This is a genomic window from Xanthomonas sp. WHRI 8393, from assembly GCF_040203315.1.
Lineage (GTDB): Bacteria > Pseudomonadota > Gammaproteobacteria > Xanthomonadales > Xanthomonadaceae > Xanthomonas > Xanthomonas arboricola.
Map to the genome: position 1 here is coordinate 330,459 of NZ_JBEGGL010000004.1, position 14,186 is coordinate 344,644.

A 14,186-nucleotide genomic window follows, 5' to 3' on the forward strand; every position below is an offset into this window, starting at 1 on the left:
ATGCGTCGGTTCAGCGTGTTCGGAACCGTGCTCTGTCTGCTATACGTCGCTGGAACTGCTCTATGCGTGTGGGCGGCCAGCGACGCTGGTGGCGACCCCAAGGGCCATTTTGTATTGCTGCAGTTGCCGCTGACACCACAGCTGACTGTGCTTGATGCCATGGGTGCTGACGCCTGGTTGACCGATATGCCCTGGGTGCACAGCTATCTGCTATTGGTTCCGCCATTTCTGGTGGCGCTGTATCTGTTTGGCTATGCCGTGCAGTGGCTGATTGAGCGCCCCTCGGCACGCGGGCATTGAGTCCACACCCGTCTCGGTTCGCCGCAGTTAACTGCCTGCACGCGAGCAGTTGCCTGGTGGGTGCTTCGCATGACGGCCGCACTCCTTTGTCGCCTGCCGTCGAGATCGGAAAGAGGCCGGTCTGGTCGTTTCAGCGTTTGGGTGTGCGTTGCAGCCGGGTGCCACTGGCGCGGTCGTGCCAGGCCAGGCGGTCGCGGTCCAGCCAGGCCCACCAGAATCCTGCGCCAGCCAAGGCCAGCGACAGTGTGCCGACGGCATAGCGGACCCAGAGCGCGCGCCAGGTGGCTTGCGGGCCGACCAGCGACAGCCGCCACGGGCGCATGCCCAGGGTCTGGCCACCCCGTCGCCAGCTGACGGTGGCGTACACCCCGGCGGCGATCCAGCAGCACAGCCACAACAGCCATTGCCAGCCGCTGAAGGGGGCGATGTTTTCGCGGGCCGGGTGCCCGGCAAGCGTGAAGCCCAGCGTGAACGCGGCGGAGATCAGCATCCATAGCGCCAGGACCGGCCAGGCGTCGTAGCACAGGGCCAGCAGGCGCCAGACCACCAGGGCGGGCGGTCGCGCGCTGCGCGGTGAAGGGGGCGAGGTCATGCCGCGAGCATAGCCGGCGCAGCCGATCGGGCAACGTCGCGCTGCGGCAATCCCGCGCCGGGCCAACACGGCGCGCCGCAAATCGCATGTCACGCTCTATGCTGTTGCGATGTCAGCCAGCAGTCCCGCCGAACGTCGCCAACTGGCGCAACACCTGCCCCCGGTGCAGGCGGCCGATGCCGCCGCCATCGAACGCTTCCTGGACCGGTTATGGGCCGAGCAGGGCGTGGCACGGCAGACCCTGGACAGTTACCGGCGCGACCTGGAAGGCCTGGCGCGCTGGCGCGACGGTGCCGGCGGCGGCCTGCTGGGTGTCGATCGGGCGGCGTTGTTCGACTATCTGCGCTGGCGCGCTCAGGCCAATTACTCCCCACGCAGCACAGCGCGGCTATTGTCGACGCTGCGGGCGTTCTACGCGCTGTGCCTGCGCGATGGGGTACGCAGCGACGACCCGACGGCGCTGATCGACCCACCAAAGTTGCCCCGTAGCTTGCCCAAGGCGCTGACCGAAACGCAGATCGAGGCGCTGTTGGCCGCGCCCGAGATCGACACGCCGCTGGGCCTGCGCGACCGCGCAATGCTCGAGCTGATGTATGCGGCCGGCCTGCGCGTCAGCGAACTGGTCAACCTGCCGGCGGTGGGGGTCAATCTGCGCCAGGGCGTGCTGCGGGTCACCGGCAAGGGCAGCAAGGAGCGGCTGGTCCCGTTGGGCGAGGAGTCCCAGCACTGGCTGGAGCGGTATCTGAGCCAGGCGCGCCCGCTGCTGGCCAGCCACAAGGCGGTGGCGGCAGTGGACGGGCAGGTGCCGTTGTTCATCGATGCAGCACGGCAGCCGCCCAGCCGCCAGCAGTTCTGGGCGCTGGTCAAACGCTATGCGGCGGTGGCCGGGATCGACCCCGCCACGGTGAGCCCGCACGGGCTGCGGCACAGCTTTGCCACCCATCTGCTCAACCACGGTGCGGACCTGCGCGCGCTGCAGATGCTGCTGGGTCACAGCTCGCTGTCCACCACGCAGATCTACACCCTGGTGGCGCGTCAGCACCTGCAGAAGTTGCACGCCGCCCATCATCCGCGCGGCTGACTGCGGTCGCAGGCGCAGCGGCATCCCCCCGCGGCCCATTCAGCGGCTCGGCCGGCAAACAAAGCGTCCCGCTCGCTGCCTGGCTTCATCTGCGCTGTGCGAGAATCCAGGCACCCCATTCCACTGGATGCGTGAATGTATCGTCTTGCCATCGCCGCGCTGCTGGGCGCAATCAGCCTTACCGCCTGCGCGCAATCCTCGCAGCCTGCGGCAAGCAATGCCGGCGCCAAGCCAGCTGCCGCCGCTGCCCCCGCCGCTGCGGGCAATGTGGACCAGCGTGTGAGCGTCGCGCTCAAGGCGCTGGATCCGGATTTCAAGCCGGACTACATCGGCGCCGCGCCGTTTCCCGGCTTCCGCGAAGTGGTGGTCGGCGGGCAGGTGCTATACGTCAGCGACGACGGCCGTTACCTGATCCAGGCGCAGCCGTTCGACATCCAGAACAAGCAGTTCGCTGCCAGCCCGGGCCTGCTGGCCTACCGCCGCAAGCAGCTGGAGACAGTGCCCAAGGCCGACCGCATCGTGTTCGCACCGGCAAACCCCAAGTACACCGTGACGGTGTTCACCGACGTGGAATGCGGCTACTGCCGCAAGCTGCACAGCGAGATCGGCGAACTCAACAAGCAGGGGATCGCGGTGGAATATCTGGCGTTTCCGCGCATGGGCCTGGGCAGCCAGGACCACAAGGAAATGATCGCGGTGTGGTGCGCCGCCGACCGCAAGCAGGCCCTGACCGCAGCCAAATCCGGTCAGCCGGTGAATGCCAAGGACTGCAAGAACCCGGTGTCCATGGAATACACGCTGGGCCAGCGTCTGGGCGTCAATGGCACCCCGGCGATCTTTGCGCCGGACGGCACCCAGCTCGGTGGCTACCTGCCGCCGGCGCAGCTGCGTGAGGCGCTGGAAAAGCGCGCGGTCAGCACTGCCGGCGGCAGCCGCTGAGGTATCCGGCAGCGGAGCCGGGATGCTGGCCGCTGCGGCGGTCGGTGTGATCGATCAGAAGGCCGGAATGCATGCATTCCGGCCTCCTGCGTTTCAGGGTCGGGCTGGCTGCACGGTTGATGCGGTGAGAGCGACGGTGGACCGGTGGTGGCTAGCGCTGCGGACGTTGCCACCGCGCTGAGACCGGCCCCAAGGCAGCTGGGCGCGACAATCCCTGCCGGCATCGCCATCCGCTTTTGCCGTTGCCGCATCGGCCGGAACGCGCCGAATCCGGCCCGGGCTATGCGAATGATCACCACACGGATCGGCGGCCCACCCACGCCGGGTCCGGCGCCGACGCATCAGCTCCGTTACAATCTGCAGCCCCGTTTCTGACACGGTTCCCCGGACATGATGGTCCTCGAGGGCGCTTCCGCCCTTTCGCCGTTCCGCCGCGCTCGGCTCGAAACCCGCCTGCAAACCCTCGTTCCCGCGCTGCGCATCACCGGCGCCTGGCACGTGTACTTCATCCGCGCCGAGGCCGGGCAAGCGCCCGACCAGGCCACCTTGCAGCGGATCCTGCAGGCCGAAGCCGCCCCCGCGCCGCGGGCCGAGGATGCTTCCTCGCGCTATGTGGTGCCGCGTCTGGGCACCTTGTCGCCGTGGTCGAGCAAGGCCACCGAACTGGTGCGCGGGGCCGGGCAGCCGATCCAGCGCGTGGAGCGCGGCACCCGCATCGATCTGGCCGGCTGGCCGGCCGACGAAGCGATGCAGGCCGCCGTGGCCAAGCTGCTGCACGACCCGATGACGCAGTCGCTGCTCGGCTCGGCCGCGGCCGCCGAGGCGCTGTTCAACGTGCCCGATCGCGGACAGTTGCAGCGCGTGCCGCTGGCGGCGCTGGAACAGGCCAACCGCGACCTCGGTCTGGCGCTGGCGCAGGATGAGATCGACTACCTGCGCGAACGCTTCGCCGAGCTGGGCCGCGACCCGGCCGATGTCGAGCTGATGATGTTCGCCCAGGCCAATTCCGAGCACTGCCGGCACAAGATCTTCAATGCCAGCTGGACCATCGACGGCAAGCCGCAGGAACGCTCGCTGTTCCGCATGATCAAGCACACCCACCAGCAGACCCCGCAGCACACCTTGTCGGCCTACAGCGACAACGCGGCGGTGGTGGAAGGCGTGCCGGCCGCGCGCTATCGCCCGGATCCGGCCAGTGGCGAGTACCGTGCCGAGGCGGTGCTACCGTCGGCGTTTGCGATCAAGGTCGAAACGCATAACCACCCGACCGCGATCGCGCCGTTTCCCGGCGCCGCCACCGGTGCCGGTGGCGAGATCCGCGACGAAGGCGCCACCGGCCGCGGCGGCAAGCCCAAGGCCGGGCTGACCGGGTTCACGGTGTCGCACCTGCGCATCCCGACCCTGCCGCAGCCGTGGGAGGCGCCGCGCGCGCTCAACCCGCGCATGGCTCCGGCGCTGGACATCATGCTCGACGGCCCGCTCGGCGGCGCCGCGTTCAACAACGAATTCGGCCGGCCGAACTTGCTCGGCTATTTCCGCAGTTTCGAGCTTGCCGAAGGTGAGGGCCTGACCCGCGCCTACGACAAGCCGATCATGCTGGCCGGCGGCCTGGGCGCGATCGATCGCAATCAGGTCGAGAAGCTGCGCCTGCAGCCCGGCGATGCGGTGATCGTGCTGGGCGGCCCGGCGATGCTGATCGGCCTGGGCGGCGGTGCGGCCAGCTCGGTGGCGGCCGGCGACAGCGCCGAGGCGCTGGATTTCGCCAGCGTGCAGCGCGAAAACCCGGAGATGGAGCGCCGCTGCCAGGAGGTCATCGACCGCTGCGTGGCGCTGGGCAGCGACAACCCGATCCGCTGGTTCCACGATGTGGGCGCGGGCGGCCTGTCCAACGCCATCCCCGAGTTGCTGCACGACTCCGGCGTGGGCGGCATCATCGACCTGGGCCGCGTGCTCACCGACGACCCCTCGCTGTCGCCGCTGGAATTGTGGTGCAACGAATCGCAGGAGCGCTACGTACTGGGCGTACCGCAGGCACGCCTGGACGAATTCGCCGCCATCTGCGCGCGCGAACGCTGCCCGTTTGCCGCCGTCGGCGTGGCCACGGCCGAGGAGCGGCTGGTGGTTGGCTATGGCGTGTTTGGGGACGGGATTGGGGAGCCGGGATTGGAGATTCGCAAAAGCGATTCGTCAGTTGCCGGGTCTGCCGTTGCTTTCAACCAATCCCCAATCCCCAATCCCCAATCCCCGCTCCCGATCGACCTGCCGATGGATGTGCTCTTCGGCAAGGCACCGAAGATGCATCGCGATGCGGTGCATCCGCCGGTGCCGCAGTGGCCGGTGCTGCAGACCGCCGCGCTGGACCTGCAGCAGGCAGGCCTGCGCGTGCTGGCGCATCCCACGGTGGCGTCCAAGAGCTTTCTGGTGACCATCGGCGACCGCAGCGTGGGCGGCCTGACCGCGCGCGAGCAGATGATCGGGCCGTGGCAGCTGCCGCTGGCCGATTGCGCGATCACCCTGGCCGGCTTCGACACCTTCGCCGGCGAGGCGATGTCGATCGGCGAGCGCACCCCGCTGGCGTTGTTGAACGCCGCCGCATCGGCGCGCATGGCGGTGGGCGAGGCGATCACCAACCTGTGCGCCGCGCCGGTGCAGACGCTGGACAGCATCAAGCTGTCGGCCAACTGGATGGCCGCCGCCGGTCACGCCGGCGAGGACGCCTTGCTGTACGACGCCGTGCGCGCGATCGGCATGGAGCTGTGCCCGGCACTCGAACTGAGCGTGCCGGTGGGCAAGGACTCGCTGTCGATGCAGGCGCAGTGGGTTGTCGGGAATGGAGAATCGGGAATCGGGAATGGCGAAACGCCGCAGCCTTCCGCCGTTGCGAATCCCCAATCCCCAATCTCCAATCCCATCGCCCACAAGAGCGTTTCACCGGTCTCGCTGATCATCAGTGCATTCGCGCCGGTCGGCGATGTGCGCACGCAGTTGACGCCGTTGTTGCGCAGCGACGAAGAGAGCGAGCTGTGGTTGATCGGGTTGGGCGGCGGCAAGCAGCGCCTGGGCGGTTCGGTGCTGGCGCAGGTGTATGCCGACGCTGCGGCATTGCCGGCGTTCGGCGGCGAGGTGCCGGATCTGGACGATGCGCAGCGGCTGCGCAGCTTCTTTGAACTGATCCGCGCGGCGCGCGAGAGCGGCCTGTTGCTGGCGTACCACGACCGCAGCGATGGCGGTGCGTTTGCGGCGCTGTGCGAGATGGCGTTTGCCTCGCGGCAGGGCCTGGATATCACCCTCGATGCCTGGGGCGACGATGCATTCCGCAGCCTGTTCAACGAAGAACTGGGCGCGGTGGTGCAGATCGCCAGCGAGGATCGCGCCGCGTTTGCCGATTTGGTCGAGCGGCATGCGCTGACCGAGTGCGCGCAGCGCATCGCACGCCCCACCGGCGCGCCGCGTATCCGCGTGAGCGGGCAGGGCCGGGTGCTGGCCGAGTGGCGTTGGGAAGAATTGTTCGATGCTTGGTGGTCGGTGACGCACGCCATGCAGAAATTGCGCGACAACCCGGAAACCGCCGACGAGGAGCGCGCGCAGGCACGCGACTTCCAGGCGCCGGGATTGCGTCCGAAGCTGGTATTCGACCCGTCCGAAGACGTGGCCGCGCCGTTCGTGGCGACCGGTGCGCGGCCCAAGGTGGCGATCCTGCGCGAGCAGGGCGTCAACGGGCAGATCGAGATGGCCTACAACTTCGAGCGCGCCGGTTTCCGTGCGTTCGACGTGCACATGAGCGACCTGATCGAAGGCCGCGTGGATCTGGCGCAGTTCTCCGGGTTTGCCGCCTGTGGCGGCTTCAGCTACGGCGACGTGCTGGGTGCCGGCCGTGGCTGGGCCACCTCGATCCTGGAGCGCTCGGCCTTGCGCGATGCGTTCGCCGCGTTCTTTGCGCGCAGCGATACCTTCGCGCTGGGTGTGTGCAACGGCTGCCAGATGCTCAGCCAGCTCAAGGACATCATTCCCGGTGCCGAGCATTGGCCGCGCTTTTTGCGCAATCGCAGCGAGCAGTTCGAAGCGCGCACCGCCTTGCTGGAGGTGGTGGAGTCGCCGTCGATCTTCCTGCGCGGCATGGCCGGCTCACGGATCCCGGTGGCGGTGGCGCATGGCGAAGGCCGTGCCGAGTTCGACACCGTGGTGGATCAGGCGGCTGCCCGTGTGGCCCTGCGCTTCATCGATGGCGATGGCGCGGTGGCATCGCAGTACCCGCTCAATCCGAACGGCTCGCCGGACGGCATCACCGGCCTGACCAGCAGCGACGGCCGCGCCACCATCCTGATGCCGCATCCGGAGCGCACTCCGCGCACGGCAAACCTGAGCTGGCACCCGGCCGACTGGGGCGAGGATTCGCCGTGGCTGCGCATGTTCCGCAACGCGCGGGTCTGGTGCGGTTGACGGTAGGGAGGTGTGCGGCGTGAGCTGAAGCGCCGTACCAACCGTGTCATTGGACGGCCGTTTGCAGCGATGCACACGGCCGTTGTCGTTTCCGGTGTCGGAGCTGCGCGACGGCCTGCGGTGGTATCGAGTCCTTCGACCGTTGCCGCGAGCGGCGTGGCGATGCGTGGTGCTTTATGAGCAAGAAAATGCATGGCCGCGTTTGGGTCGACTGCAGGTTCCCAAGGAGCCGGGCTCGCCTGCAACAGCTGCCAATGGCAGCCACGTCCTTGCACGCAGCGCGCGCAGCGGCAGGACACTCGAGAAAAACGCGGCTTTCCAGCCTGGCCTACGGCCAGCACACGGCTTGTCGCCATCACGTTGCATGCGTTGCTGGTGGAGGTAAACGCCTGCGGTCGCATTGGCGCTGTTGCGATGAACTGCATTTAATGAAGGTCGAAACATGGTTTACTTTAAGTAACTATCAAAACTACTAGGTATTTAGTCGAAGTATCTGGTGATGCTGCTTGTGTGACGTCAATCTCAATTGAACTTTTGGTTTTTCAATAGATTCAGCACACGTTATGAATCTTCGATTCATGGCGTTTCTGCAGCACTTTATGGATTGATCGTGGATGCTTTTGCGCGGGTAGTTGCCGCTGCAGAAGCAGGACGAGTGCGTTTTCGATAAACCTCAGGGGGACTGTGCGATGTAATCGCACGGTGGTCGGTTTTTACATGCCAGACCAATGGGGAGTCAGTCGGTAATGAAGCGAATTCAATTGGATGCCGGTGGTGAGCAGCGTGCTCATCGCCGAACGGTGAGGCTTGCCCGCGATGCGGGAAATCGAGCGCTATATCGATCTGCGGGGCATGCGCGCGGCAGGCTGGCGGCGGCACTGCTGCTGGCGCTTGCCGGCGTGGCTGGAGTTGCCCAGGCCACGACCACGCAAGCCGACGCGCTTGCACCTTGCACGGTGGTTCAAGGCCAACAGCGTTGCGACGCCGATGCGGCGACAAGCGACAGCGCCGCGCCTGCCATCGCGAGCGCGCGAGCAGCGGCAACACCTGCGGCCGATGCCGATGCACCGGCGTTTGCGGATGGGCAGGATGCGCTGGCACTGGGCAATGCGAGTAATGCGCTGGGCGATGGAACCAGCGCGTTCGGCGGCGGAAGCCTGGCATTGGAGCGCGACGCCACCGCGATCGGACATAACGTGTCGGCCGCAGGGGAATCGGCAACCGCCGTCGGCAGCGTGGCAACGGTCTACGACTACGACGCATCCGGATTTGTCATCGGGCAACGCGAACAGGCCACGCAGGCGTCCGGTGTGGGGGCCACCGCCGTCGGCGGCGGTGCAGTGGCTGGGGATCCGTTTTCCAGCGCCGTTGGCAGCGGCGCCAGCGCCACTGGCGTGCAGAGCGCGGCGGTGGGTTATCGCGCACAGACCTTCAACGATGGCGCCACCGCGATCGGCGGTTTGTCCACGGCAAGTGGTTTTCTTTCCACCGCCGGCGGCTACATTTCGCGTGCCAGCGGAGACACGTCCACGGCCTTCGGTTACCGGGCGCGTAGCCAAGGCAGCAGCAGTATTGCGGTGGGCGATACCGCATTGGCCAGTGGCGTGCAGAGCGTGGTGGTCGGTGGCATCAGCAACTTCGGCTCGATCACCGCTGCCACGGGAACAGGCGGCATCGCGCTCGGCGCTGGTGCGCAGAGCCAGTCCGATTATGCGATTGCCATTGGCTACGATTCCAACATCTTTCCCAATGCGCCAGGCAATACCGATGCGGTGGCGATCGGCCACAGCGCCGGTTCGTTCGCGCCACGCACGGTGTCGCTGGGTGGCTTCGCCTTGGCGATGGGCGATGGTGGCATCTCGATCGGTCACGACAGCACCGCCTACACTGAAAACAGCATCGCGCTGGGCGCACGTGCCGGCACCTCGTGGTTCAACGGCAACAACACCGCGATCGGTGCAGATTCCCAAACCAATGGCATCGATGCGGTGGCGATCGGCTATGGCGCGCGTGTGGGCGATTTTGTCGACGATGCCTGGAATCGTTCTGCCTCCAGCGCCGTCGCACTGGGCGCACATTCCTACGCGAACCGCAGCAATACGGTATCGGTTGGCGATGTGCAGGCGGGGCTGACGCGGCAGATCACCAGCGTGGCGGCAGGCACCGAGGCCAACGATGCGGTCAATGTCGCCCAGCTCGACAGCGTGCGTGCGGTGGCCGACCGTCTCGACAGCACGCTGGCGATTGGCAAGACCGATACGGACGAAGCCGCCGCCCATGTCGACGGACTCAATGCGCTGGCGCTGGGGAGCGCCAGCAACGCGATCGGCGATGGTGCCAATGCGCTGGGCTCTGGCAGTCTGGCACTCGGGCGCGATGCCGTGGCCGTCGGCCGCAACGCCAGCGCGGCCGATGCCTCGGCCGTTGCAGTGGGTGGCGTCGCGTCCGTGCCGGTATTCGATGCGGCGGGTTCCATCATCGGTGCGCAGGAACAGGCCACCTTGGCCCAGGCGCGCGGCGCAGCGGCGCTGGGCAGCGGGGCGATTGCCACGCGCAGCTTCGCCACCGCGGTCGGCACGGGGGCAGCGGCCAGCGGTGAGCAATCGATGGCGGCGGGATTCAGCGCACGTGCGCAGGATGATGTTGCCACCGCGGTGGGCGCATTCTCGACCGCGCGCAGTACGGCGGCGTCGGCCTTCGGTTTTGGTGCGCGGGCCGACGCGAGCATGACCACGGCGGTGGGCTTCAATGCCTCCAGTCTTGGCGAGAGCAGTGTTGCCGTGGGCAGTCTGGCGGTTGCCGCCGGCGAGCGCAGCGTGACGCTCGGCGGCATGTCGCTGATCAGCTCCTCGCTCAGGCCGGCGGGTGCGTTCCGGGTCGGTGGCGTTGCCATTGGCGCCGGTGCGCGTAGCGACGGCGATTACGCCGTTGCGCTTGGCTACAACGCCAACGTGTTCTCCAACGACAACAATACCGACGCGGTGGCGATCGGCCATAGCGCCGCGTCGTTCGCTCCACGCACGGTGTCGCTGGGGGCATTGGCATCGGCCGAGGGCGCGGAGGGCATCGGCATCGGCTATGACGCGCGTGCCACCTCCAGCAGGAGCATCGCGATCGGGAGCGGTGCCAATACGTCGATCCTCTATGGCGACAATATCGCGCTGGGAAGCAACGCCAAGGCGGATGCGCCCGATGCGATCGCGATCGGGCGCAATGCCAACGTGGGCGTGTTCGTCGGCGAAACGGGCAGCGCGGCGGTGGCATTGGGCGTGCAATCAAATGCGTTGGGCAACAACAGTCTGGCAGTGGGCTACAACGCGTTTACCCGCGAGGGTGGCCGTGATGCCGTCGCACTCGGTGCCAATGCCGGTGCCAGCGGTGCCGATTCGGTGGCGCTGGGCGCAGGTTCGCGCAGCTACGAGGCCAACGTGGTGTCGGTGGGCAACGGCAATGGCCGCGGCGGCCCGGCCACGCGCCGCATCGTCAACGTTGGCGCCGGCGCGATTGCCGATGCCAGCCTGGAGGCGATCAACGGCGGCCAGCTGTTCCAGTCGTTGAGTAATGCCGCCAGCTTCCTCGGCGGTGGCGCGGCGATCGGTGCGCAGGGCGTGTTCGTTGCGCCGACCTACGTGATCCAGGGCAGCAGTTACCGCAATGTGGGCGAGGCGCTGGCTGCGCTGGACAGCAAGGTCAGCGAGCTGGATGCGCGTGGTGGTACCGCGACGCCTGGCGCTGCGGCGCGTTCGGCTGCAGCGCGTGCGGCAACGGCGCCAGCCCCGGCTGCGGACGCCTCGATTGTCGCCACTACCGCAGATGCGACAGCCGATGGCCTGCAGTCGACATCGCTGGCCATTGACGGCGTGGCCGACAGCGCGGTGTCCTCCGTCACCGCAACGGCGAGCGGGCTTGCTGCAAGCAACGCGCTCCAAGGCACGCCCACCGCAGCAACGGTCGGCAGCATCACCCCGGCTGCAAGCTCCACCGCCGTGGGCACGGCCGCAGTGGCCAACCACGTGACCGGCACGGCGATCGGCGGCAGCGCGTATGCGCATGGCCCCAACGACACCGCGATCGGCAGCAACGCACGCGTCAATGCCGATGGCAGTACCGCGGTCGGCGCCAATACGCAGATTGCCGCGGTGGCGACCAACGCGGTGGCGATGGGCGAGGGCGCGCAGGTCAGTGCGGCCTCCGGCACGGCGATCGGACAGGGCGCACGTGCCAGTGCACAAGGTGCGGTCGCGCTGGGGCAGGGGTCGGTTGCCGATCGTGCCAACACGGTGTCGGTGGGCAGCGTCGGCGGCGAGCGTCAGGTGGCCAATGTGGCCGCCGGCACACGTGCCACCGATGCGGTCAACAAGGGCCAGCTGGACAACGGCGTTGCCGCGGCCAACAGCTATACCGACAGCCGCTACAACGCGATGGCCGACAGCTTCGAGACCTACCAGGGCGATATCGAAGACCGTCTGCGTCGGCAGAACCGTCGCCTGGATCGTCAGGGTGCGATGAGCTCGGCGATGTTGAACATGGCCGCCAGCGTCGGTGGCATCGCCACGCAGAACCGCGTCGGTGCCGGCGTCGGTTTCCAGAACGGCGAGTCGGCGTTGTCGGTGGGCTATCAGCGTGCGATCAGCCCGCGCGCCACCCTGACGGTGGGCGGCGCACTCAGCGGTGACGACCGGTCGATCGGCCTGGGCGCCGGCTTCGGCTGGTAGCGCAGGTCTTGCCATCGCAGCGGCTGCGCTTGCGGCGGCTGCGTGCTCACTCATTTGCATTTCATCTTGAAGAGGACGTCATCGTGATTCAGACCCATCGTTCCCGAACCCTCGCCATTGCCTGCAGCGCCGTGCTGTCACTCGCTAGCGGCATCGCCAGCGCGGCCACACCGGACGCCGGCATGCGCAGCGCGCAACAGCTGCAGGCCATGCGCGATGCGCCGGTCGACGCCATCATCGTCACCTATCGCAGCGGCACAGTGAGCGCGCGCAACGTCGGCGCCGCGTCCACCGCCACCATCACTGCAGCGGCATCACGCGCGGCAGTGCGCCTGGCGTCGGCCACGCGCAGCGGCGCGCAGGCCGCGCCGACGCATGTGCGTACCCTGGCGGTGGGTGGGGAGTTGATCCGGTTGCTCACGCAACTCAGCCGCAGCGACGCCGACCGCCTGGTGCGCGAGCTGCAAGCCGATCCGGCGGTGGAACATGCGCAGATCGATGCACGCGCCTATCCGTTGCAGAGCAGCGGCGGCAGCTTGCCCAACGATCCGCTGCTGGCGAGCAATCAATGGCATCTCACCGATCCGGTCGGCGGCATCGATGCGCCGGCGGCGTGGAAGACCGCGCAGGGCGAGGGCGTGGTGGTGGCGGTGATCGACACCGGCATCCTGCCGGCGCACCCGGATCTGGCCGGCAATCTGCTGCAGGGCTACGACTTCATCACCGATGCCGGCCGGTCGCGACGTCCGACCGATACGCGCGTGGCGGGTGCGCTGGACCGTGGCGACTGGGAGGCCGAAGACGGCGAGTGCGGCATTTTTTCCGCGGCGCATGACAGCTCCTGGCATGGCACCCACGTGGCCGGCACGATCGCCGAGACCACCGGCAACGGCATTGGCGGTGCCGGTGTGGCCTACAAGGCCAAGGTGCTGCCGGTCCGCGTGCTCGGTCACTGCGGCGGTTCTTTCTCGGATATCAGCGATGCCATCGTGTGGGCGTCCGGCGGGCATGTGGAGGGCGTGCCGGACAATCGCGACCCGGCGGAAATCATCAACATGAGCCTGGGCGGCTTTGGCCCCTGCGATTCGGTCATGCAGGCGGCGATCGACGGTGCGGTGTCGCGCGGCACCACCGTGGTGGTGGCGGCCGGCAACGACGGCTCGGATGTGTCCAGTGCGGTGCCGGCCAACTGCGCCAATGTGGTGTCGGTGGCGGCCACCCGCCTGACCGGCGGCCTGGCGTACTACAGCAATTTCGGCAGCTTGATCGATCTGGCCGCACCCGGTGGTGGCGCACGCGATCTGGCAACCGACACCTTGTACGACGGCCCGATCGGCAGCTGGATCTGGCAGACCGGCTACACCGGCAAGACCACGCCCACGTCCGGCCAATTCGACTACATCGGGCCCGGCTTTGCCGGAACCTCGATGGCCTCCCCGCACGTGGCGGGGACGGCCGCACTGGTGCAGAGCGCGCTGATCGCCGATGGCAGGCCGCCGCTGACACCTGCGGCGCTGGAACGCCTGCTCAAGCGCAGTGCACGCGCGTTTCCGGTGCAGTTGCCGTTGAGCACGCCGGCCGGCACCGGCATCGTGGATGCCGGCGCGGCGATCGATCGTGCACTGCGTCGCTGCGACAGCGGCGATCTGGGCTGCCAGCTGGATGCCCAGACGCTGCGCAACAGCGTGCCCGAGCGCGGCCTGTCCAATGTGGCCGGCGATGCCGGTGTATTCGCCTTCGAGGCGAACGCGGGTGCGGTGCTGAACTTCATCAGCTTCGGCGGCAGCGGGCAGGCGGCGCTGTATGTCGCCTTGGGCCGCGCGCCGAGCGCGACCGACAACGACGGCATGTCCAGCCGCAGCGGAACCAGCCAGACGGTGCGCTTCACCGCACCGCGTGCCGGGACCTATTTCATCCGGCTCGACGGCAGCGGCTTCGATGGAGTGAGCCTGTTGGCGCGTCAGTGATCCGACACATGGCGGCGCGAGGGGGCACTGACGTCGGTTTCCTGACGCAACGGTACGGGCAAAACCGCTCTCGTCCTGCACCATGATGGGCTGAGTGGTCGGCGCGGGGAGCGCTGGTCCGATTCCTGACCTGTTCGGCGCGCGGTTTTGCG

The 14,186-nt window shown here is 67.7% G+C and carries 7 protein-coding genes; 6 read left to right on the forward strand and 1 reads right to left on the reverse strand.

Translation table 11 applies throughout. The features are described from left to right. On the forward strand, positions 1-300 hold the full coding sequence (locus ABQ137_RS15800) for a hypothetical protein (RefSeq protein ID WP_054592485.1): 300 nt from the start codon (positions 1-3) through the stop codon (positions 298-300). Positions 301-430: 130 nt separating this feature from the next. Here the strand turns inward: ABQ137_RS15800 and ABQ137_RS15805 are convergent, their stop codons facing one another. Then, the gene (locus ABQ137_RS15805) at positions 431-892 is read right to left on the reverse strand and encodes an RDD family protein (protein WP_054592486.1); all 462 of its coding nucleotides are present in this window, start codon (positions 890-892) and stop codon (positions 431-433) included. Positions 893-1,001: 109 nt separating this feature from the next. Here ABQ137_RS15805 and xerD point away from each other — a divergent pair, with 109 nt between their 5' ends. The 5 genes from xerD to ABQ137_RS15830 all read left to right on the forward strand — a co-directional run bounded on the left by xerD (position 1,002) and on the right by ABQ137_RS15830 (position 14,034). Further along, positions 1,002-1,973 carry a site-specific tyrosine recombinase XerD gene (gene xerD, locus ABQ137_RS15810; RefSeq protein WP_046344346.1) on the forward strand — a complete coding sequence of 324 codons (972 nt, stop codon included), beginning with the start codon at positions 1,002-1,004 and terminating at the stop codon, positions 1,971-1,973. A 135-nt stretch (positions 1,974-2,108) separates the two neighbouring features. After that, positions 2,109-2,912, forward strand: a complete 804-nt coding sequence (locus ABQ137_RS15815) for a DsbC family protein (protein ID WP_016902881.1) — start codon at positions 2,109-2,111, stop codon at positions 2,910-2,912. Between the two features lie 390 nt (positions 2,913-3,302). Then, the gene (gene purL / locus ABQ137_RS15820) at positions 3,303-7,352 is read left to right on the forward strand and encodes a phosphoribosylformylglycinamidine synthase (RefSeq protein WP_349783157.1); all 4,050 of its coding nucleotides are present in this window, start codon (positions 3,303-3,305) and stop codon (positions 7,350-7,352) included. A gap of 746 nt (positions 7,353-8,098) precedes the next feature. Continuing rightward, entirely contained in the window at positions 8,099-12,067 is a 3,969-nt protein-coding gene (locus ABQ137_RS15825) for a YadA-like family protein (protein ID WP_349783159.1), read from the forward strand. 83 nt (positions 12,068-12,150) lie between these two features. Further along, on the forward strand, positions 12,151-14,034 hold the full coding sequence (locus ABQ137_RS15830; protein WP_349783161.1) for a S8 family peptidase: 1,884 nt from the start codon (positions 12,151-12,153) through the stop codon (positions 14,032-14,034). Positions 14,035-14,186: the final 152 nt, after the last annotated feature.